20 protein-coding genes and 1 riboswitch are annotated in these 20,989 nt (G+C 43.9%); of the genes, 9 read left to right on the top strand and 11 right to left on the bottom strand.

What is annotated here, in order from left to right; genetic code table 11:
- The first annotated feature begins 24 nt into the window (after positions 1-24).
- Both hcp and MD535_RS21815 read left to right on the top strand, forming a co-directional pair.
- Complete coding sequence (hcp, locus tag MD535_RS21820) at positions 25-1,686, top strand: hydroxylamine reductase (RefSeq protein WP_265677155.1); 1,662 nt, start codon at positions 25-27, stop codon at positions 1,684-1,686.
- Positions 1,687-1,775: 89 nt separating this feature from the next.
- A complete protein-coding gene (locus tag MD535_RS21815; protein ID WP_265677154.1) occupies positions 1,776-2,822 on the top strand; it encodes a hybrid-cluster NAD(P)-dependent oxidoreductase in 1,047 nt (348 codons plus the stop codon).
- A 138-nt stretch (positions 2,823-2,960) separates the two neighbouring features.
- Here MD535_RS21815 and MD535_RS21810 read toward each other — a convergent pair whose 3' ends face one another.
- From MD535_RS21810 to MD535_RS21800, 3 genes are all read right to left on the bottom strand, one after another.
- The gene (locus MD535_RS21810; RefSeq protein WP_265677153.1) at positions 2,961-3,854 is read right to left on the bottom strand and encodes an SDR family oxidoreductase; all 894 of its coding nucleotides are present in this window, start codon (positions 3,852-3,854) and stop codon (positions 2,961-2,963) included.
- 259 nt (positions 3,855-4,113) lie between these two features.
- The gene (locus MD535_RS21805; protein ID WP_265677152.1) at positions 4,114-4,461 is read right to left on the bottom strand and encodes a hypothetical protein; all 348 of its coding nucleotides are present in this window, start codon (positions 4,459-4,461) and stop codon (positions 4,114-4,116) included.
- Between the two features lie 177 nt (positions 4,462-4,638).
- Complete coding sequence (locus tag MD535_RS21800; protein WP_265677151.1) at positions 4,639-5,541, bottom strand: LysR family transcriptional regulator; 903 nt, start codon at positions 5,539-5,541, stop codon at positions 4,639-4,641.
- A gap of 87 nt (positions 5,542-5,628) precedes the next feature.
- On the opposite strand from MD535_RS21800, the gene MD535_RS21795 reads away from it, so the two are divergent.
- On the top strand, positions 5,629-6,846 hold the full coding sequence (locus tag MD535_RS21795) for a multidrug effflux MFS transporter (RefSeq protein ID WP_265677150.1): 1,218 nt from the start codon (positions 5,629-5,631) through the stop codon (positions 6,844-6,846).
- Positions 6,847-6,856: 10 nt separating this feature from the next.
- Here MD535_RS21795 and mtgA read toward each other — a convergent pair whose 3' ends face one another.
- Complete coding sequence (gene mtgA, locus MD535_RS21790; RefSeq protein WP_265677149.1) at positions 6,857-7,522, bottom strand: monofunctional biosynthetic peptidoglycan transglycosylase; 666 nt, start codon at positions 7,520-7,522, stop codon at positions 6,857-6,859.
- A 177-nt stretch (positions 7,523-7,699) separates the two neighbouring features.
- Between mtgA and MD535_RS21785 the strand changes: the two genes are divergently transcribed.
- Entirely contained in the window at positions 7,700-8,380 is a 681-nt protein-coding gene (locus tag MD535_RS21785; protein WP_265677148.1) for a YSC84-related protein, read from the top strand.
- A gap of 73 nt (positions 8,381-8,453) precedes the next feature.
- Here MD535_RS21785 and MD535_RS21780 read toward each other — a convergent pair whose 3' ends face one another.
- Positions 8,454-9,800, bottom strand: a complete 1,347-nt coding sequence (locus MD535_RS21780; protein WP_265677147.1) for an MATE family efflux transporter — start codon at positions 9,798-9,800, stop codon at positions 8,454-8,456.
- Positions 9,801-9,900: 100 nt separating this feature from the next.
- Between MD535_RS21780 and MD535_RS21775 the strand changes: the two genes are divergently transcribed.
- The gene (locus MD535_RS21775) at positions 9,901-10,869 is read left to right on the top strand and encodes a LysR family transcriptional regulator (RefSeq protein WP_265677146.1); all 969 of its coding nucleotides are present in this window, start codon (positions 9,901-9,903) and stop codon (positions 10,867-10,869) included.
- 111 nt (positions 10,870-10,980) lie between these two features.
- Complete coding sequence (locus MD535_RS21770; RefSeq protein WP_265677145.1) at positions 10,981-11,223, top strand: hypothetical protein; 243 nt, start codon at positions 10,981-10,983, stop codon at positions 11,221-11,223.
- Positions 11,224-11,421: 198 nt separating this feature from the next.
- Here the strand turns inward: MD535_RS21770 and MD535_RS21765 are convergent, their stop codons facing one another.
- Both MD535_RS21765 and MD535_RS21760 read right to left on the bottom strand, forming a co-directional pair.
- Positions 11,422-11,601, bottom strand: a complete 180-nt coding sequence (locus MD535_RS21765; protein ID WP_265677144.1) for a hypothetical protein — start codon at positions 11,599-11,601, stop codon at positions 11,422-11,424.
- A gap of 448 nt (positions 11,602-12,049) precedes the next feature.
- Positions 12,050-13,768 (bottom strand): ArnT family glycosyltransferase, encoded by a 1,719-nt coding sequence (locus MD535_RS21760; protein ID WP_265677143.1) that lies wholly within the window; start codon positions 13,766-13,768, stop codon positions 12,050-12,052.
- A gap of 311 nt (positions 13,769-14,079) precedes the next feature.
- A riboswitch (Fluoride riboswitch) is annotated at positions 14,080-14,143 on the top strand.
- A gap of 102 nt (positions 14,144-14,245) precedes the next feature.
- On the opposite strand from MD535_RS21760, the gene MD535_RS21755 reads away from it, so the two are divergent.
- Together MD535_RS21755 and MD535_RS21750 are read left to right on the top strand one after the other, a co-directional pair.
- Positions 14,246-14,938: an iron-sulfur cluster assembly scaffold protein gene (locus tag MD535_RS21755; protein ID WP_265677142.1), complete on the top strand. Its 693-nt coding sequence runs from the start codon at positions 14,246-14,248 to the stop codon at positions 14,936-14,938.
- 15 nt (positions 14,939-14,953) lie between these two features.
- Positions 14,954-15,928 carry a GGGtGRT protein gene (locus tag MD535_RS21750; protein ID WP_265677141.1) on the top strand — a complete coding sequence of 325 codons (975 nt, stop codon included), beginning with the start codon at positions 14,954-14,956 and terminating at the stop codon, positions 15,926-15,928.
- A gap of 147 nt (positions 15,929-16,075) precedes the next feature.
- Here MD535_RS21750 and MD535_RS21745 read toward each other — a convergent pair whose 3' ends face one another.
- Entirely contained in the window at positions 16,076-18,244 is a 2,169-nt protein-coding gene (locus MD535_RS21745; protein WP_265677140.1) for a putative bifunctional diguanylate cyclase/phosphodiesterase, read from the bottom strand.
- 569 nt (positions 18,245-18,813) lie between these two features.
- Here MD535_RS21745 and MD535_RS21740 point away from each other — a divergent pair.
- Positions 18,814-19,497, top strand: coding sequence for an SH3 domain-containing protein (locus MD535_RS21740; RefSeq protein ID WP_265677139.1), 684 nt, complete (start codon positions 18,814-18,816; stop codon positions 19,495-19,497).
- A 208-nt stretch (positions 19,498-19,705) separates the two neighbouring features.
- Here MD535_RS21740 and MD535_RS21735 read toward each other — a convergent pair whose 3' ends face one another.
- From MD535_RS21735 to MD535_RS21725, 3 genes are read right to left on the bottom strand one after another with little or no spacing between them, the layout of a single operon-like run.
- The gene (locus MD535_RS21735; RefSeq protein ID WP_265677138.1) at positions 19,706-19,840 is read right to left on the bottom strand and encodes a TIGR02808 family protein; all 135 of its coding nucleotides are present in this window, start codon (positions 19,838-19,840) and stop codon (positions 19,706-19,708) included.
- Positions 19,841-19,850: 10 nt separating this feature from the next.
- Entirely contained in the window at positions 19,851-20,429 is a 579-nt protein-coding gene (locus tag MD535_RS21730) for a NapC/NirT family cytochrome c (protein WP_265677137.1), read from the bottom strand.
- Between the two features lie 25 nt (positions 20,430-20,454).
- Positions 20,455-20,916: a nitrate reductase cytochrome c-type subunit gene (locus MD535_RS21725; protein WP_265677136.1), complete on the bottom strand. Its 462-nt coding sequence runs from the start codon at positions 20,914-20,916 to the stop codon at positions 20,455-20,457.
- Positions 20,917-20,989 lie beyond the last annotated feature (73 nt).

Here is a 20,989-nt window from a genome sequence, read left to right as displayed (position 1 = left end):
ATTGAAAACACTGGAGTTCTAAATATGTTCTGTATTCAATGCGAACAAACTATCCAAACCCCTGTATCTAAGGGTTGTTCATACTCTCAAGGCATGTGTGGCAAAACATCAGAAGTGTCTGATCTGCAAGATGTATTGGTCTATACGTTACAAGGTGTCTCTTTTTGGGCAGAGCAAGGCCGCAAAGTTGGCATTATTGATCAAGAGATTGATCAATGGGCACCTCGTGCATTTTTCTCAACATTGACCAACGTAAACTTCGATCCTGAGCGTATTATTGAACTCGCAAACCTAGCCGCGACTTATAAGCAACGACTGCAAGAGCAAGTTACGGCAGCTGCAACCCTGCAAGACATTCAACTTGATGCTTTGTCGTCAGCGGCATTATTTGACTTACCTACGTCAAAAGAAGCGTTGTTGGCGTTTGCACCAACAGCGGCGGTAAACCGTGGTCACGATAGCTTACATGAAGATGTTATTGGGCTGCGTTTGTTGTGTCTTTATGGCTTAAAAGGGGCGGCGGCTTATCTAGAGCACGCTCGAGTGCTGTCGCAAACCGATGAGGCGGTCTACGCGGAATACCATCAAATTATGTCTTGGTTAGGTACGGACCCGACAGAGCTCGAAGCCTTACTCAACACCTCCATGCAGATTGGTTTAATGAACTACAAAATCATGGAAATGCTGGATAAAGGTGAAACCGACACCTTTGGCCATCCAGAGCCAAGCCAAGTAAATGTGAAGACCATTCAAGGCAAATGTATTCTAGTCTCTGGACATGACCTACATGATTTGGAAAAAATCTTGCAACAAACCGAAGGGAAAGGCATCAACGTTTATACCAACGGTGAAATGCTCCCTGCCCATGCTTATCCAGAGCTTAAAAAATACCCTCATCTAGCCGGTAACTACGGCAGTGCTTGGCAAAATCAGCAAAAAGAATTTGCTAACTTCCCAGGCGCTATTGTTATGACGTCCAATTGCCTACTGAACCCAGATGTTGGTCAATACGCTGATCGTCTGTTTACCCGTAGCATTGTTGGCTGGCCGGGTTTGGCTCACCTTGAAGGTGACGATTTCAGTCAAGTGATTGATTGTGCACTTGCATTAGAGGGCTTTAAGCATAACGAAATTGAGCACATGATTACGGTTGGATTTGGTCGTAATGCGCTGATGCAAGCCGCGCCTGCTGTGGTTGAACAAGTGAAAGCGGGGGCGATTAAGCATTTCTTCCTAGTGGGCGGTTGTGATGGTGATAAATCTGAACGCAGTTATTACACGGACTTTACGGCTCAAGCGCCAGATGACAGCGTTATTCTGACGTTGGCTTGTGGTAAATTCCGCTTCAATAAGAATGAATTTGGTGACATCAATGGCATTCCTCGTCTTTTGGATGTAGGCCAATGTAATGATGCCTATTCAGCAATTCAACTTGCTCTCGCGCTCGCAGATGAGTTTGATTGTGGGATTAACGAGTTGCCATTAACGCTTGTGCTGTCTTGGTTTGAGCAAAAAGCGATTGTGATTTTGCTAACCCTGTTTGCTCTAGGCGTTAAAGGCATCTATACCGGCCCAACGGCCCCGGCTTTCCTAACCGATAACCTACTGAAAATCATGCAAGACAAGTTTGATATGCGTGGTATTACAACGGTTGAAGAAGATCTTAAAACTATTTTAGCGGCGTAGTGAATGACGAGCTTCATTTGTTCGCCATGTTGTTAAGTAAAATGGCAATGGTGCTTTAGGGCGCTATTGCCAATTGTTAGGAGAGTAATATGGCATGGTCTCAGTCAGGGGCAGTGGCGCTTACGTGCACGAAGAAATGGTTTGAAACACCAGATTCGGTCACATTTGAGTTGTCGCCAAATCGTCATGATGTAACGTTTCAGTTCAAGCCTGGTCAGTTTTCATCATTAGGCTTTGATATCGAGGGTAACAAGCACTTTCGCGCGTATTCAATAAGTTCGAAGCCTGGGGACAGCAGTTTACGTTTTACGGTGAAACGTGTATCGAATGGCTTAGTGTCAAATCACGTTGTAGAGCAATTAGAGGTCGGTCAACGGGTTGAGGCAATGACACCCGTGGGTCAGTTCAACAATGTGGATTGTATACCTCAAGAGAAGGTGCTGATGATTAGCGCCGGATGTGGTATTACCCCAGTGATGTCAATGGTCGATGATTGGTTGGCCAATAACGCGCATGTAGACATTGAATTTTTGCATTTAGCGAAAAGCAAGCAAGATACTATCTATTTCAATAAAATCAGTGAATTGAATGATACGGTTGATAACTTCAATCTTAAGATGTTGCTCGAAGATAGCAGTGGCACCGAGTATCCACAGGGTGTAATTAGCCTAGAGTGGCTGCTAAAATTAGTGGCAGACTTTCACGATCGCACGATTTATTTGTGCGGACCTACCGGGTTCATGGAAGTGGTTAAGTCGGCATTGGAGCAAGCGGATTTCGATATGTCTCATTTCCATCAAGAGAGCTTTACTCCAGCGGAATCGCAGCATATTACCGACGGTACGGTAACAGACGTAACCCAAGATGTTACCTCAGTTAAGGTCATGGTTCCTGATTTTGGCGTAGAGTTGGACGCTGAAGCGGGCAGTTTACTATTGGATGCTTTGGAAAAAGGCGGGGTTCCTGTTATTGCGGCATGTCGTAGCGGCATATGCGGTTCTTGTAAATGTAAGGTGAAAGTAGGACAAGTGCAGTCTTCAAGTACGGAAACATTAACGGCAGCAGACGTAGAGAATGGCTTTGTACTAGCGTGTTCTAGCCAAATCAAGACAGATGTTGAAGTGGCGCTAAACTAATGTCGGTGTTGGGCTAAACTGTGATGGTAGGTGGTGATTATCACCACCTTTCTAATTAGTCGTTCTTATTCGCATCGATTTTTTTGTATGGTTTGCCTGCAGCAGCGTTGTGCGCATGAGGTCACGTTGAATCTAATGTTAGCGACTAGGCTCACTGCTGGGTTGGCTATGCAAGCTCTCAAAATGGGCGCGCAATGTTTGTGTACCATAAGTTGGTGCGACCATATTCATAGCCATTACCGTCATAAAAAACTCGAGAGGGCCGCTGGCGTATTTTGGTGTTAGATGACGAGCAGACCAAAGCGCACTTTTTCGAATCCATTCTGGGATGTAGCGAATACGCGCCTGCTTACCTAGCACATCAAAGGCAATATCTACCATTTCTTTGTGGCTCAACACTTCCGGTCCCCCCACTGCGATTTCGTCCACGTTGGTTGTGATAGCATCAACACATACAGTGGCTAAATCTGCACCGTGTATGGGATTGCTGCGAAACCCACCATCGCCGAATAAATAGGCTTTACTCTTTTGTGCCATATGAAATATTTCACTTAGGTCAGAAAAGAAACCTGTAGGGCGGATAATACAGTATTCTAGCCCTGATAATTTGAGTTCCGAGACAAACTTTTCTTTCGCGCGGCAAATCGCTACATCTTGCAGTTGTTCTCCTCGAAATACTGACACATAAATGAATTTTTTGACGCCAGCTGCTTTTGCTTCACGCAGTAAATTGAGGTTGCCTTGATAGTCGACTTCGTCGTAGGACAACTTATCCGTTTGGCGAGTAATGCCAATGACAGAAATAACGACATCGGTATTGATACAGATGCCGTGCAACGTTTCTGGCTCAGTCACCTCTGCTTGAATAATCTGCTCTGGGAGTATGTGTTGTTGACTAAGTTTCTGTTGACAAAGCTTCTTTGGGCTACGTACTAATGCTTTTAAGGTCATCCCTCTCGCGGCCACTTCGTTAACAATATGCTGACCGAGATAGCCAGTCGCACCTGCGATTAGAACGTTTGTCGTTAACATAAAATCCAGTCCTTATTTGTGTTAGGCCAGCAAAATAACACTCTGTCGTGTCCCCACTTCCATATGGTACTTTTGTGATTGTACGATAATCGAATGATAACGTGAAATAACCAGTGACGGATAAACGAAACGTAACGATTAGTAATAAGGTTAAGCTGATAAGTGATAAGTGATAAGTGATAAGTGATAGTTCAAGAAGGTTCAGTGAGAGTGTTAGGTCGGCTGTCAATAACGGATGCTATGGTACTCTTGATGTCAATCATTCCACAATCAGCGGGAAAAAGAGGCGAGTCGTAATGGTCATCATAAGCGTGACGATGTAAATAGCATGTCTTGTTAGCAACCTTTTGCTCGGGCTTGAAAGGACAAGATAGACCTGGAAATTGTAGAGCAGGCTGGTAAGAAAAAGCAGGAGTGGAAGCTCTATGAGATTCCCAAGACTTTGCTGCCCAAAACCAAAAGCTGCGAGTGATGACCAGCATGCGATGATCCAAATGGGAAGTAAGGTATCGGCTAGATGGAGCTGTTGACTCTGATAAGCTTTATATCCAGCAAACCCTGTCAATAAAACGTAGCTGAGTAAGCAGGCAACAAATAAAACAATCAAGGCGAGACTCCAAGTGAACCAGAACACTTATTATTGCATAGAGCTTCGCCAGTAATTGCGTGGAATTGTATAGAAAATGTATGAGGAAATATCATAGTATTTGGTTGATAAATCGCGCTTCGCTTAGACATATTGAGGGTCTAACGGTAATGTTTAAGCGAACGACCTGTTGTGACTTTACAACACGCTTTGCTCGCTTTCATTCGACTGTGCCAGTCGGGATTTAATGTAATCAAGAAATAGCTTGGTTCTGGTATGTTCATAATCCAGTGCGGGGTAATAGGCGTACACGGTGGAATCCTCAGCTTGTATCTCGGGTAGGATCCGAGTCAGTGCGCCAGATTTAACATCCTCTTTGATCATAATATCGTTACTAATTAGTACTCCCATCCCGCTTTTTGCGGCGAAAAAAAGCGCCTCTGGGTTAGTGGTCGCAAAGTTACCTGATAACATGACTCTTTGATTTTTGTTTATTTTATACTCTCTTTGTGGGCGCTCCCCCCATATCAGAATGTTATGTTGTTTCAACTCTTCTATTGATGTGGGCTCTCCGTGTTGCGATATGTATGAAGGAGCGGCATAAAAGCCAATTCTCTGTTCGAACAGTTTGGTCTGCTTCATACTCAAAGAGTTCATTTGCTCAATTTCACGGCTAATAAACACATCGAGATTGGAGTCGGGCAGTTGTCCCGGAGCGGTGGTAGTGAGTTGGATACGAATTTCAGGGTATTGAGTGAGGAAATCATTAAAGTACTGAACAAGAAACTTCGACCCTACCGCGATAGTGGCGCCAATTCTTAACAGCCCTGCTGGTGTTTGATTGACCGAGCGAGTCTCATCGATGATCGATTGAAATCGGTCCATTGAGTCCTTTGCACGTTGATAAAACAGCGCACCCGCTTCCGTTTGTGTCACGGATCGGGTCGTGCGTTTAAGCAGTTGGACACCGATAATCTCTTCTAGCCAATGAATACGCTTACTAATTGCTGAGTTTGTTGTGTTCATGCGTCTAGCTGCGCCATTGAAACTGCCTTCTTCGACGACTTTGATGTAACTATTGATGCTTTGAATCCAATCCATATGCGCCCCTATTGTTTCCTGCTAAGACATAATCTATTTCCATCATACTCTATTATCATAAACTAATACGCAATATAGAATGTATACATGAATAAAGAACAGTCAAAATCATTTAATAAAACCCCTATGCTTTTGGCAATGATGATCATTGCTACTGGGCAAGTGGGCGTGAGCATTTATTTGCCATCATTGCCCTTGATCAGTGAGTCTTTGTCACTGACTCAGGTGGATGCGCAAATGCTTGTCACGCTGTTTTTAGTTGGGTTTGGTCTATCGCAGTTGTTTTATGGGCCGTTGTCGGACTCAATTGGCAGACGGCCAGTATTTTTACTTGGGCAGGGCATTTACTTACTTGGTACGCTGGTGTGTATTATTTTCGCCGACCATTTAATCGCGCTGGAAGCAGGGCGGTTATTGCAAGGGCTTGGTGCAGGCAGTGCGTCGGTGCTTGGGCGAAGTGTGCTTAGAGACAGCTATGATGGAAAGCAGCTGACAAAAGCATTGTCGTACATCTCCATGACCGCCTCTATTATGCCTATCGTAGCCCCCGTGTTTGGCGGTTGGGTGGCGTTTCAATGGGGCTGGCACGCGGTCTTTGTTTGTGTCCTTGCGTATCTTATTGCCATCTACCTCCTTGGTTGGCTTATTTTGCCAGAAACCTTGCCGTACAGCCCTAAACGCTTTGAAGTGCGAGGGGTTTTACACACCTATTCTAAGCTTATCGTCAACCCTCAAGTAATAGGCAGTGCTAGCTATAATTGGATCAGTTATTTAGGGGCTGTTGTCTCTTTGAGTATTTTCCCATTTTTAATGCAGCATGAGCTTGGTTTGACGGTTGCTGAGTACGGCTCAATAATGATCATCCCATCTGCAGGTTTATTGATGGGGAGCGTATCGCTCAACATACTTAACCGCTACTTTTCAAACGCATGGTTACTATTGCTGGCGATCACTATCATGGCATTATCAGGCTTATGGTTGCTAATGACGTCAATGTCTGTAGTGAATTTAATATTTGCGTTTACCTTGCTCACCGTGGCACAGGGTTTATCCTTTCCAATTTCAATTAGCTTGCTACTAGGACCGCATAAATCCCAGGCTGGTGCAGTGTCTGCGTTGTCGGGATCGATACAGATGATGATTGCTGGAGTACTAGGGGCCTATCTAGTTGAACATTGGATTGCCGGATCGAAAAGCTTGGGAAGCTTCTACATCGTTTCTGCTGCTCTGATGGCGTTGGTGTTACTGTTTAGCCAAGTGAGGCGGTACTCTTCTCAGCCTGTCATTGAAGACGGTAATGCGTAATGATCAAAGTTTACAACGGAATAGATCCGAGGTTGCTCATTTGCTGTATTACCCATTGCGTTCGTTGCTGAACATAGGGAGTAGCGGGCACAGGGCTAATGCGATAAGGGTTGGGCAGTACGACGGCAAGTTGCGCGCATTGTACTCGCGATAATTGACTGGCAGAAGTGCCAAAGTAGAACTGACTGGCGGCTTCTACACCATAAATCCCGGGTCCAAACTCAATGATGTTCAGGTAGAGTTCAATAATACGCTGCTTTCCTAAAATTAATTCCATTAATAGAGCGATGTAGAGTTCATAGGCTTTTCTAACGTATGTCTGACTCGGAAATAGGAGGAGGTTCTTTGCGGTCTGCTGGGTGATTGTGCTCGCCCCCCGCCTAGAAGAAGTGCTATTTTCACTTAATGCGTTTAACGTTGAGTCGATGTCGACACCATAATGGTTTGCGAATTGTTGGTCCTCAGATGCAATGACTGCCAACGTCATGTCTGGCGATATATGTTCAATGGGTAACCAACTGTGAAGCACATTGTCTGGGTAGCTTTCTGGAGGAAAAAAGGTACGATTAATTTGCCAGCCCCAGACTGGGGGGTTAATAAATTTTAGCGATGTAACAAGCAAGATAGGTACACCGACAAGAATGAGTATGGTATTGATTAATATCTTCTTTATCATAAAATTCAGAATGTTACTCAATTTCCGCATGTAGGGTATTGTAGGTCGAACTTTTCATGACGGCTAGCTTGAAGTGTCAACTTGGTCGCGTTTTTTTGTATTAATTGGAACTATCTACAGACGTACTCGTCTATATCATCAGTAATGTTCAGCAGTAATGGTTTATTAAGGAACGATATGTTAGTTAACTTTGGGCGATATGCGACATTGGTGGCTTGTTTAACAGTCACACCTACGGCATTGGCACAAGGCACTGAATTGGCACCAGTGAGGGATGTCAGTGACACATCACCGATTGCTGAAACCACAACGACACCAGCCGACACTCACGCGACGGCTTCAAATGCGCCAACGAGTAAAATTGAAGCGACGATGAATCGCTTCAAAGAAGCTCAAGCCACTCACTCTTTTTTTGATAATGCGTACGGATATGCGGTCTTCCCAACGGTGGGGAAAGGAGGATTTGGTCTAGGTGGTTCTTATGGAGAAGGGCAGGTATTTCGTCAAGGTGTTCACGTTGGGGAAACGACCTTAGCTCAGTTGAGTTTCGGTCTGCAGCTTGGTGCGCAGGCGTATAGTGAGATCATATTTTTTGAAACAAAAGCGGATTATTACGCATTTACCAGTGGTAGCTTTGAGTTTGGTGCGCAAGCTTCTGCCGTCGCCATTACTTTAGGTGCCAGTGCTCAAGCAGGCTCTACCGGAGCGGGAGCACAAGCTGGTGATAAGCAAAGTAGAGCGGCTTACATTAATGGAATGTCAGTATTTACTATGACGAAAGGTGGTCTGATGTATGAAGCTGCCATTGGTGGGCAAGGATTTACCTTCGCCCCCAATGATAATTACGACAACCAATGATACAGAATTAAAAAAGCCTCCAATTTGAAATCTGGAGGCTTTTTTTAGTACATTTAATCATCTTTAGAGAAATTTAATAGTTAGATGCCTGTTGTAGAGGCATATTGGTTTTTAGTTTTGCGACTAAATGTATAAGAAGCATGATACCAGTTACGGCAAGCCCAATTAAAATACCGCACCAAATTCCCGCCATTTGGTAATGTTGCATAAGATACCAAGCTGAAGGAAGACCAAACACCCAGTATCCAATGCCGCTCATGATGGTCGGAACAATCACAATCTTCATTCCGCGCAGTAGATTCATAGCGAGTAATTGCCATGCGTCTACCACGAAACACAACGCCACAACCCAAATTAGCGATGACAGCATTTGCGTTAGGTGAGAATCACCTTGCTCATCGAGTTGGAATAAGTTTGCAATAGCATCAGGCCAAACGAGAAATACAACAGCCAGTACGGCACTGAGAATGGTAACAAGCGTAAAGCTGCGTTTCGCGGTGGCTTTGATGCCTGCCAAATTGTCGTTACCGAAATCTTTACCAACTAAAATAGCCGCCGCTTGTGAGAACCCAAAATTAATATTCCAAGTAAAGCTGAGACACTGCAATAGAATTTGATGGAGCGCTAATGCGGCCACTCCAATCATGCCTGACATCAGTGTCCCTCCGTAAATTAGCCCCATTTCAAGTGCGGCTGCGATAGCGATAGGCAAGCCCATTGAAATCAGTGGCAGTATCAGTTTCCAGGTATACTCTTCAAGATGTAACCAAGGTGCATATTTATAATAAACAGGACGTTTAAATACCCAGATGCCATAACCAATGAGCACGATAGATGCGGCTAGAACCGTACCAATCCCTAGGCCCGCGATTCCCATACCGAAGCTAAATGCTAGCCAATAGCTAAGTGGTACGTTCAGCAGAACCGTAACGAGAGACATCACCATTACCGATTTCGCATCACCAAAGTTACTGGTGAGCCCACGTAAAATTAATAGTAAAAGGGTAGGAAGCATTGCCCATTTGAGAGTATCTAAATACGCCATCGCAATACCAATAGTGCTTTCAGGTTGTTTGGCAAGAACCAAGAATTGAGGCGCAAAAGCAAAGAGTAGTGTTAACAATACACTAAGGACAACGGACAGTATCACGGCTCCCTTGATGGCTAGCCGAATTTGTTTGTGTCCAAATTCAGGCCTTGCCACCGCTTGACCGTAGGCAATGGCGATCAAATTGGCGACGCACCCTACCGTACTACCTGCGACTAAGAAAACAAAGGTGTAAACGGACGCCCCTAATCCACCGCCTGCGAGGTCAGCTACGCTAAGTTTAGCCATCATCCAGACATCGGTGAGCACAAGCGCCATGGATATAAGTTGAGAAATAATAAGTGGGGTCGCAAGGGACAGGATTTTCTTCATGATAGCCTCGGGTAATGATTTGGCTATTTTATATTGGTGTCAATGGTGTTCAAGCAACATTTGTGTCACTCTGGTATGACTTATAATCATGTGAACAAATATGAACCCATATTCAAGTATTCCCTATTCGCACAATAGCCTTAAAGTATTTGAGGTTGTTGCAAGGCATATGAGCTTTACGCTAGCAGCCAATGAGCTTAATGTTACCCAAAGTGCAGTGAGTCGCCAGGTCAAACAGCTTGAGGATGAGTTAAACGCATCTCTAATTGTAAGAGGTCATCGCAGCATACAGTTAACACTGAAAGGCAAGGAGCTGTATGAAGTGCTTGGTCGAAATTATTTAGCGTTGCAGTCATTATTGGAATCTTGGCGCATGTTGCCAAATCAAAAAATAGTCATTCGAGCAGCGCTAAGTTTTGCGACTCGTGCTTTGCTGCCCAAGATACAGCAGCTCAGTGAACGTTATCCGAACAATGAAATTGTTGTGATTCCTGTGATTGATGAAGAAGAAGGGTTAAGAGCGGGAGATTATGATCTGTTTGTCTTTACCACTCGTTATGGAAAGCAATTTGAAGATGACCCAGAGATTCTATTCCTACGCGAGGAATACATGGCGCCGGTGTGTACCAAGCCATTAATGAACAATCATGGGGATATGAAAACCTTATTATCGTTACCTAGACTTCACCCAACACTTGATCACCACGACTGGCGAGTATGGCTGAAGAAAATTGGTCATACTGATGAGAAACCTGTACGAAACTCGACGTTTTACACTCTTGACTTAACACTAAGTGCTTGTTTATCTGGTCAAGGTGTTGCCGTTACAGACCTATTGCTCGCTTTGCCGGAGCTCGAGCGAGAGTACCTTTTTTGCCCACAAGAAGCCCCCGTTCACTATAGTGCATGGCGCTATTACTGCCACAAACGTACCGACTCAGCTATCGTTGATGAGTTAGTGGAATGGCTTAAGCAGGAAACGCAACATGAATTAGACCAGCTTGCTCGTTTATCTCAACGGCATAATTGGGGGCTACCCACCTCGCTATTGCCAAAAACTAGCGATTAATCACTGAAATTTTTGACCGGACTTGATAGGTTGCACGTAGACTTTGGGGTGATAGGGATGTGTGGATTATATGGTTAACCGCGTAGACCCAAGCAATATAGGTGCAAGTACATGAGAAGTTGGATATTTTTATTAGCGTGTATTGCTATTACAGTCTGGATGATATTTGATTCAGGTAAGTCTGAGCAGGTGATGTCATTGCTGAGTGATCTTAGTTTGCATGACGTTACATTGCCAAGTAAGGATGAACTTGCGCAATACGTCAGTGAAGGGTTTTACTACATTGCGTTGTTGATTGGTGTCGTTTATTTAGGTCGAAAATTTAAAAGCCAGCGTCGTAGCCAAGATTCATAATTACGATGCTTAGGTTGAAAGACCCAGACCCACTTAATAGAAATACCGGAATATAAAAAGGCGTTAACGATTACTATCGTTAACGCCTTTTTTGCTTATCTATCTATCTATCTATCTATCTATGTCGTGGATAAATCGACGAGTACTTAAAACCATGCAACGGTTCGTTCGACGTGGCACAGCTTAGTGAGTCAACATTTAAGCTTTACTGATTAGCCTAAGAATGGCTTTGTTAATGCCGATGAGGTCATTGATAGAGGAGGCACTATTTAGCGCTTCGATAAGTGATTCTTTGCTACAGCAAGGGATCATATCAATATTTTTAACCTTTCCAATGAGTGTACTTTGCATCAATTGGAACGTTTTTTCTTCAAACATGTCAGTAGTCCGCCTTTGATGTTGTTGTATTAAGGTTGGAGAAGTGAGCGTTACTTTATTAGATAGCATGCTACTCAAACCCCAACGAATCTTTATCGTTATAGTTTTTATGGGTAAGCCAATTTACCGCGAGCATGGTAGTCGTTTGCGAATTTCGAATCAAATGGAAAGATGATATAGATGGGCTGAGAGCATTACTTACTTGGATTGTTGAGTAAATAGTTATTGTTTTTACTTTTAAAAACAATTGCTTATAATTACCCATGCCGAATGGAATTTAACGTTACAAATTGCGAAGTTGCATAATAAATTATTCAACCCTTAATAGTGTGATCCTTAGCGCAAATATATGCGTCATATTACGTAAGGGTGGGTTTTGTATGAAAAATAAACGAGCGTTACCGCTCGTTTATTTGAAGTTTAAGGCGTCTCGCAATTAAATGACGAATTAGTCAGGAGATAGCCAAAAAACTGCGTCTTTGACCTTATCACTTCTTGGGGTACCTTTCGCAAGAATCGTGAATTGAGTATCGCCTCGTAGTCCGGTAAATTCGCGAATTTCAGTCACTGAATTACTACGGTCTAAAAGAACGTAATCATAATCTGGATCGACGCCATCAAGGATATCTTGAGCTCGGGCTAGACTTACTTCAGGTACCGCCCAATCATGATAGAGGAAGAAGATGGATGTCATCGTTTCTGAGAAACGCAGACTAGCAGTACGCTCTCTTTTCTCTTCAGGTATTTGATTCACAAATGTTTGTAAATCAGGTTTCATGTCTTTAGCGATATCTATAGCTGGGAATAGATAAGTAAAGGCGCTTGAAAAGAACAGTGCAGTGATGATGGCAAATTTACTCCATTGAGGCCATGGTTTGCGTTCAACGACAATCATTAGCGCGATTGCAGCCAGCGGGATTAACGCTACCCAGTGCCAAGAGGTTAGCCACGCCATCAGCGCAGGTGGAATTTTATGTGCTGGAAGCAAGCCCGCCCATAGTGGAACTACAGCAAATGCAATTAGCACGAATGACATCAGTGCCAACCACCCACGACGGTACCAATCTAACCATTTGCCAGCAAATGTTTGCAGTGCGTCCGCAATCATAAGGGCGAATAGAGGCATTAATGGTGCCAAATACATCGAGCGCTTCGTCACAGAGTAAGACAATACGAAGATCGCTAAGGTGAACCAGAAGATTAAAAATCCATCAATCCAGTTAAGCTGTTTAGGTTGGCGAAGTTTATAGAAGAAATGTCCAAGCCATAGAATAAGCAGTGGTGTCCAAGGTGCGCCGTATTCCATCACCCCCTTAACGTAATAGAAAGGTTTCCCTGAGTGGTTATGGCCAAGTGTATCTGTCGCCTTTCCAGTTAAACGACCGACTTGGTTATCCCAAAACCAGGCTTTCCACAGTTCCGGTGACGCTGTTTTATAAAACGGATAGATCCAACTAGCGGCAACAAGACACATGACGGCAATACCGACAATATGCATAACAACGAATCGGCCCATCGAGGCCGCTTCATCAGGAAACTGTTTACGTAACGAGAGTGCTCTAAGGACTAATGGAACCCAAGCTAAGCCAATACACAATACAATGGCGACAGGTCCTTTACTTAAGAACGCTAAGCCAGTGAACGCACCGGCCACAATTAAATAGCCAAGCTTTTGACGTAAGTAAGCTTCAGAAAATGCCCATACCGCAGCAATAGTGGTAAACATAAGCGCAGCGTCAACGCGTAGCCAGTGAAAGTTGAGAATAAATCCTTCCAATGTGCCCAGGACCGCAAGCGCCGTCCAGGCGAAATTTTCACCTTTAAAAAGAAACGCAATACGATATGTTGCCGCGAGTGAGCCTAAACAGAGAAGCGCAAGTGCAAGTCGACCTGCCATGATGGCATCAAGACCAGTAAATTGCATAAGCAGCGTTGACATAACGAAGAACACAGGAGGTTTTTCAACAAAGGCAATACCAGCAAACTGTGGGATAATGTAATCCCCGGTTAAGTACATGCTGTGAATGATTGCTGCCACGCGCGGCTCATCGGGCGTCCATACGTCGTGGTCAAATAATCCACTGAATACGACCGCGACAATGGCAAGCAACAAACATACTTTCCAATGGGTGGCATTGGTCTGCTGGCTTGAAGGTGTTATTGACACTTTTCTTCTCCTTCAAAGTAGTCTTCTGAGAATGCGACTACTTTAAACAGTTAACAAATTTAAATAAAAGGGGGTGATTCTAAATAGCAATAGGTAACCCGGCAACGCTTACTTGCTGAAATGTGGCAATAAAAAACGCTTCCTGACGATATCTTGACATCACTATATCTTACCATTGATGTTATTAATGTCTGCAATTTGTAACGAAAGATACCATGATGCTTATTCTTTAATGAGTACTAAGGCGATTATTGATATGAAAAATGGTTATGGAGAGGCGTATTGCATAGAAGTGTGATTTTGATCTACTATTTGTCACAGGTGATGGGGTTCCACCTACTTAACCGCCGTTCGGCTGATGACTCCTACAGTTTTTGAAAACAGGTGGTTCTGTTTAGACAATCTAATATTAGGTTGCGAACTGTAGTGGTGTTTCATTTTCCCTAACCCCTGTTTTCCTTGATTAAGGAAAACACCATGCAATATGCTCAAGAAATCCAATCAATGTGCCCGATCCAAAGGGGCGATCTTCATGCGTCAGCACCCATTCCTGTTGAAGGCCGTTGGGTAAATCCGAAAGAGGTTATCGCGATCTCTGGTCTTAGCCATGGTGTCGGATCCTGTGCTCCACAGCAAGGCGCTGCAAAGCTTACCCTTAACGTGAAAAAAGGCATCATTCAAGAAGTGCTTATTGAAACAATAGGCTGTTCTGGCATGACACACTCCGCAGCAATGGCGTCAGAAATTCTTACCGGTAAAACTCTCCTTGAAGCGATGAATACCGACCTTGTTTGTGACGCTATTAACGTCGCAATGAGGGAAATATTTTTACAGTTTGCTTATGGGCGCACGCAATCAGCGTTTTCATTGGATGGACTAGAAATTGGCGCGGCGTTAGAAGATTTAGGTAAAACGCAACGCAGCCAAGTCGGTACCAGCTACTCAACATTGCTCAAAGGCCCACGATATATGGAAGTGGCGGAAGGCTATGTGACGGCCCTTGCATTAGATGAAAACGGTGAAATCATCGGTTATGAGTATCTTAATTTAGGCAAGATGATGGCCGAGGTTAATAACGGCTCCTCTGCTGATCAAGCAATGAAATCTGCGAAGGGGACGTACGGCCGCTTTGATGAAGCAACGACCACGGTTAACCCACGTCAAAACTAAATTGAGGACACGATTATGACTGCGAACAAACAAATGTTACTAAGTGAAATGAATCTGACCTCGATTGAAGAGGCTTACCAGTATTGTCTTGAAAGACATATTGATCCCCCAAAACTGGTATTAGATACACAACCCATTGCCTTTGATAACGCTTGTGACGCTTATACGTTAGGCACCGCGTTAGCAATTTATAGGCAGGCAGGCAATGCGGCTAGTGCGGCGAAGATAATTGGTGAAGGCTTACAAGCTTTTTGTAAAGTCGGTAGTGTGGCGGAGCAAAGGTTGGTCGGATTAGGCCATGGTGCGTTGGCCGCTCGTTTACTGAGTGACGACACCCAATGTTTTGCTTTTCTTGCTGGACATGAGTCTTTTGCGGCGGCGGAAGGTGCCATCAAAATCGCACTGAATGCGAACAAGTCCCGCCAAACCCCGTTACGAGTGATTCTTAATGGGCTAGGCAAAGATGCAGCGTACTTGATTGCGCGAATTAATGGATTTACTTATGTACGTACCCAATTCAATTATACCTCCGGTGATCTAACGGAAGTGAGCCGTAAGCGGTTTTCAAAAGGTGAGCGAGGAGAGATCTTGTGTTATGGCGCCGACGATGTGCGTGAAGGTGTTGCTATCATGCATACCGCAGGCGTAGATGTAAGTATTACCGGCAATTCAACCAATCCAACGCGATTTCAGCACCCGGTTGCGGGAATATATAAATCGGAAAGGTTGAATCAAGGACAACCGTATTTTTCAGTTGCTTCGGGCGGCGGTACGGGGCGTACACTACACCCTGACAATGTCGCAGCTGGGCCTGCAAGTTACGGTATGACTGATACCATGGGACGAATGCACGCAGACGCACAATTTGCAGGGAGTTCATCAGTACCTGCACATGTTGCAATGATGGGTTTCATTGGTATGGGGAACAACCCAATGGTGGGGGCATCGGTTGCTCTCGCTGTTGAAGTCGATATGCGACTTAATCGTTAATATGGGTCATTAGTTGAAGCAAATACAGCTATATGCTCTTATGTATGGGCGCATAGCGTTATAACGGGTATTTATAGAGTAGCAAATTCGCCAGCATGGCGAATTTGCTAGGAAGCGTTCGGGAGAGAGCTCTATAACGTTATAAAGTTATAACTTTATAACGTTGGATTCGTTTTCGTTGATTAATCGATTGACGAACTGATCGACTGGGATTGGACGGTCATAGTAATATCCTTGCCCGATTTGACAGCCAAATTGGGCAAGTTTTCTAGCTTGCTCACGTGTTTCGATACCCTCAGCAACAACTAATAAATCTAAGTTCTTTGCCATGGCGATCATTGCCTGAACCAGCTGCTGGTCTTTAACGTCGGTGGTAATATCTTTGATGAAAGATTGATCGATTTTAATGCCGTCTACAGTAAAACGACGTAAGTAGCTTAACGAAGAATACCCGGTGCCAAAGTCATCCAGCCATACCTCTATACCACTTTCACGAATGGCTTTAAGCGATTTTTCTGCCTCGTCTTCATCTTGCAGTAAGAGACTCTCGGTTATTTCCATACGGATGGTACGTGGTGGTACCTGATATTTTTCCATATAGAACGCGAACATCTCGACTAGGTTTTGTCTATATAGTTGTTTCGATGAAATATTAATCGATGCATGAAAGTTGCTATCGAAATAGGGCATCCATTGTTGGATTTGAAAGCATAAGTTTTCAATGAGCCATTGTCCAAGCGGAAGAATCATAGCCGTTTCTTCTGCAATGGAGATGAAATCTAATGGAGAAATGAGCCCGATTGTAGGGTGGTTCCAGCGAACAAGAGACTCCGCACCAACGGTTTTTCCGGTCTTTAGGCAAACAAGTGGCTGGAACCACAGTTCGAATTGTTTTAGATCTGCGAGCGAGCGGCGTAGTTCTCGCTCCATGTTCGCTCTATGCACAACAGATTTAAACATTTTTGGTGTAAACAGTTTATGGGTGTTTTTACCGTCAAACTTGGCGCGATACATCGCAATGTCGGCATGTTTTATCAGTTCATCTGCTGATTTTCCGTTATATGGATAGCGTGCCACACCAATACTGCCACCTACGACTAACTCTTCGTTTTCCATGAGGATAGGGGAGCGCACAGCGACAAAAATTTTGCGCACGACAGAGTCCACGTCTTGAATTGATTTCAGGTGTGGTATCAGCATTAAAAATTCATCGCCACCAATACGTGAAATCATTGTTAGAGGGTGATTATTGGTCAGCTCTTTCGCGCAAAGGGTGAGCTTTTCTGCGAGTCGAATGAGTAAGAAATCACCACTATCATGACCGTAGTTGTCGTTAACGACTTTGAATTCATCTAAGTCTAAAAAGAGTACTGAGAAAGACGTCGCAGGGTAAGATTTGATTGTGTTTTGTAGGTGTTGAATAAATTGCGTGCGATTTGGTAAGTCAGTTAACGCGTCATGATAAGCAAGGTGCGTGATTTTTTGTGTTCTTTGTTCTAGCTTTGCAGCCATCGCGCGAATTGCGGTGCTTAGCTCACCAATCTCATCGTTACGCTCGACAGTCGCGATATTTTCTGTGGAGCCGAACTCACCTCTTCCAATAGCGTTAGTATGTTGAGTGAGGCTAGTAATCGGGTCACTCCAACGTTTTGAGATCACTGAAGCGGCAATGGCCGAAAAAATCAGCATCACAGCTGATACCGCAAATAAGATCACTGAGAGCTCTTGGTTTATTTGGTCGTTGATCGTTGAGACGACCGTATCCGCACTCTCAACATGACTATGAATGCTGTTTGTAGTCATGCTGATATAAAGCGCAGCAATGACTTTTTGGTCAGCGAAGATAGGTTGCAGACGCGTAAAGGTGTTTTTGCGAAACTCTGTTATCGCTTTACGCTGAGAAAACACCACCTCTACATGCTGTTTGAGTTGATTTTGCTCTAAAGCGGATAAATTGTGTGTTACCTGCGCACTTATATCTGACGTTAATGATTGCGCCTTACTGTCTAAAAGTAAGAGTGTCGGGTTTTCCGGTAAAGACTGTAAAGGCGACAGGAGTTTGGCGACTTGTTCCATATCGGAATGCTTTAGTGGCTCTGCCAAAATTTGAGATAGGTAGAGTGAGACTTGTTGTGCATTCTGCATTAGATGAGTTTTAGTTGCGAGCTCGTAACGAGCGGAGAGTTCACTGCGTAGATGCTCAGACTGTTTTGCTGATAGCCAAAAGTGGATCGACGCGCTCACTAGTATTAAAGTCACTGCGAGCATAAACGTGACAAATGTGTATTGGCCTTGAAGCTTAAATTTAAATCTCATTAATTCACTTTGCCTAATAAAGCGGTGAATGATCGGTGCTCAATATTTACAAGGTGGAAGCTATTGATAGAATGGTCAGTTATACCGTTGGCCGAAGACAATTTTGCCATATCAGAGAGGCGAATTCGTTTAATTATCGTGTTCAGTCGTGACACTGATGTACAGATACGGATATTCGACACCGAGATTCCTTGTAGACGAGTCTCTAATTAGACTAGTTGATTCTGGCCCAGTAGCGAGAAAATAACTGACGCGCTATGGTATAGGGTAAATGAACAAAATAGCGTTACGGTCGATTTAATGGTAGTAATGATATAGCGTACAATTGTTATGCAATTTAATGTGTTACGCGTTAAATTGAATTATACGTTATGGCTACAAACATAAAAACCGACTTACCATAAATGATGTGTGTTTGTATCATTTGTGGTGATTGGTTTTCAAGGAAATATTGCCCTGCACTATAAAATAGTGTGCTGAGATTGTGACCTTAGTTCTAAACTGCGTATTAACGTTGTCCTAGTTTGAGCGTTAATATAGTCGAGAATGACATTTTTAATGAGATGAATGTGAAAAAGAAATTTTGGATTGCTGCAATTATCATACTGGTTATTGGCTTTGCGGGTGCTATCTATTGGTATGGTTTTTTAGCCAGTGACGATGAACCGATAGACAGTGGAGCGCTAAAGCATGCGGTTGTCTCTGAGAGAAAAGTCATCGTTCCTACACCGCATGAGGAAACGCAAGAAACCACGCTAGATCCAGCCATCGACTCACCGAGTCATTACTTCGTTTCCAAAGCTTATGTGCCAATTCATGCTCAACCTACGGAACAGGCGTTAGTTGATGGGACCGCTTATTATGGTGAAAAACTACGAGTGATGGAGCATACCGCGGAATGGATTCGAATCGCGCCCATTTATCAAATGGAAGAAGGTGAAGAAGAAGTGTCTCAATGGGTTCGCATTAGTGATTTATCCAGAGAGGCAGTGAGCTTAACGGGCAGCAAGTGGCAGGAAATTTTAGCGGGATATCTGTCTCAAAGTGACGACTATAATCTGCATCAGGCGCGTTTTATGGATACGTCAACGGCGCTATTAGAGAGTAAGCAGTGTCGTTTGTATGATTTTGAGCAGGTTGGTGGTTGGATAAAGTCGATGAGTCATCCTGATAATGTCTATTTTACTTACTGTGGTGGTCTTGACGTATCGAATAAAATCTACCTAAACACGACGACAGGTGTTGTTTTTTAACGGCAGGTTTTGTTTCGAACTATAGTGTAAGGGGGAAGTGAGCGCCTATGACTCATCCCTTCAACCTTTAAACAAGAAGAGGGCGGTATCGACGGTTATTGATGGCTCACGAAGTGATTTCGAGAGAGTGAATTACATAGGTTATTTTGGTTAATGCCAACGAAAAAAGCAGACGTTATTACGTCTGCTTTTTAATATTGGCTTTCGCTTACAACTCTTTATCTTTACTTAACGATAAGAACCAAAGTGATACGGCTGCCACAACAGCAAAACCCGAAAGTATAATAACTGGCATGGCGGCATAGCCAAGTGCGTGCCAAATAAACGACTCTAATGTACTCATTTAGTGCTCCTTATTGCCAACCTTCAACGCCATGCATGTCTGGTAGTTTGTGCGCGATGCCTTTGTGACAATCTACACACGTTTTTTCACCTGATGCTAGAGCTGTCGAGTGCTGTCTCACGCTTCGAGGGCCTTGCTCTGAGAAATCCATAAATTCAAATTCGTGACAGTTACGACACTCCAATGAATCATTATTTTTTAGGCGAGCCCATTCCCTTTCTGCGAGGTGCGCTCGGCGGGCTTGGAATTTCTCAGGTGTATCAATCGTTCTGGTGACAAAGTGAGCAAACAACTCTTTCGATGCCTGAACCTTACGTACAATTTTGTCTGTCCATTCATGAGGGACGTGGCAATCAGAACAGATAGCTCGAACACCTGAGCGGTTAGAGTAGTGGATTGTTTCTTGGATCTCAGCGACGATTGGTGCATGACAACCAGAACAGAATTCTTCTGTATTGGTTGCTTCCATTCCCGTGTTGAAAGCACCCCAGAATAACAAACCACCGGCGAAACCCATAAAGAGTATAATGCCAGCTGCGGCTTTGCTTGGGGACTTTAAACGCATCCAAAATGCTTTTAAAAGTTTCATATATAGCCTCTCTTAACGTCTATGGCTATTTATCACGCAGTGAATCAACGCGTTCAAAATCGTTACCAACTAGTGGTTTTGCATCTGCCTGAGGAACGTGGCACTGCAAGCAGAAATAACGACGAGGAGAAACATCGGCAAGTACAGCGTCTTCACGGTTCATGTAGTGAGTCACGCTGATCTTTGTCGCACCCATTTCTTTCGCATTTTTCCAACTATGACAGGCTAAACATTTGTTTGCGTTAAGTGATACTTCATATCCACGGATTTGGTGTGGTACCAATGGTGGCTGGTATACATAATCACTTTCGATGACTTGATCTCGGGGGTATTTTTTGAAATCGTCAGCAGGACGAGTATCTTCCAACTCAGATGCACCGCGTAGTGATTCAACACCACCAATGCCACCAGGGTTATTCAGCTCTGCTTGTGCTAGGCCAGTAAGCAACGCACCAACAGAAAGAACAGCGACTAACAGTTTTTTCATTTTATATTCTCCGCCAAATGGCTAATTCTTCGAAGGCTGCCCAAAAAGTTGGACAGCTTCACAACATATTCTT

Source organism: Vibrio qingdaonensis (genome assembly GCF_026191675.1).
Lineage (GTDB): Bacteria > Pseudomonadota > Gammaproteobacteria > Enterobacterales > Vibrionaceae > Vibrio > Vibrio qingdaonensis.
Note: the sequence above shows the minus strand (reverse complement) of the source record. Positions and strands in the feature narration are given on the sequence as shown.

Bases quoted from the DNA above. Each gene is read 5' to 3' on its own strand.
- hcp (WP_265677155.1), top strand. From the start codon at position 25: ATGTTCTGTATTCAATGCGAACAAACTATCCAAACCCCTGTATCTAAG.
- MD535_RS21815 (WP_265677154.1), top strand. From the start codon at position 1,776: ATGGCATGGTCTCAGTCAGGGGCAGTGGCGCTTACGTGCACGAAGAAA.
- MD535_RS21810 (WP_265677153.1), bottom strand. From the start codon at position 3,854: ATGTTAACGACAAACGTTCTAATCGCAGGTGCGACTGGCTATCTCGGT.
- MD535_RS21800 (WP_265677151.1), bottom strand. From the start codon at position 5,541: ATGGATTGGATTCAAAGCATCAATAGTTACATCAAAGTCGTCGAAGAA.
- MD535_RS21795 (WP_265677150.1), top strand. From the start codon at position 5,629: ATGAATAAAGAACAGTCAAAATCATTTAATAAAACCCCTATGCTTTTG.
- mtgA (WP_265677149.1), bottom strand. From the start codon at position 7,522: ATGATAAAGAAGATATTAATCAATACCATACTCATTCTTGTCGGTGTA.
- MD535_RS21785 (WP_265677148.1), top strand. From the start codon at position 7,700: ATGTTAGTTAACTTTGGGCGATATGCGACATTGGTGGCTTGTTTAACA.
- MD535_RS21780 (WP_265677147.1), bottom strand. From the start codon at position 9,800: ATGAAGAAAATCCTGTCCCTTGCGACCCCACTTATTATTTCTCAACTT.
- MD535_RS21775 (WP_265677146.1), top strand. From the start codon at position 9,901: ATGAACCCATATTCAAGTATTCCCTATTCGCACAATAGCCTTAAAGTA.
- MD535_RS21770 (WP_265677145.1), top strand. From the start codon at position 10,981: ATGAGAAGTTGGATATTTTTATTAGCGTGTATTGCTATTACAGTCTGG.
- MD535_RS21765 (WP_265677144.1), bottom strand. From the start codon at position 11,601: ATGTTTGAAGAAAAAACGTTCCAATTGATGCAAAGTACACTCATTGGA.
- MD535_RS21755 (WP_265677142.1), top strand. From the start codon at position 14,246: ATGCAATATGCTCAAGAAATCCAATCAATGTGCCCGATCCAAAGGGGC.
- MD535_RS21750 (WP_265677141.1), top strand. From the start codon at position 14,954: ATGACTGCGAACAAACAAATGTTACTAAGTGAAATGAATCTGACCTCG.
- MD535_RS21745 (WP_265677140.1), bottom strand. From the start codon at position 18,244: ATGAGATTTAAATTTAAGCTTCAAGGCCAATACACATTTGTCACGTTT.
- MD535_RS21735 (WP_265677138.1), bottom strand. From the start codon at position 19,840: ATGAGTACATTAGAGTCGTTTATTTGGCACGCACTTGGCTATGCCGCC.
- MD535_RS21730 (WP_265677137.1), bottom strand. From the start codon at position 20,429: ATGAAACTTTTAAAAGCATTTTGGATGCGTTTAAAGTCCCCAAGCAAA.
- MD535_RS21725 (WP_265677136.1), bottom strand. From the start codon at position 20,916: ATGAAAAAACTGTTAGTCGCTGTTCTTTCTGTTGGTGCGTTGCTTACT.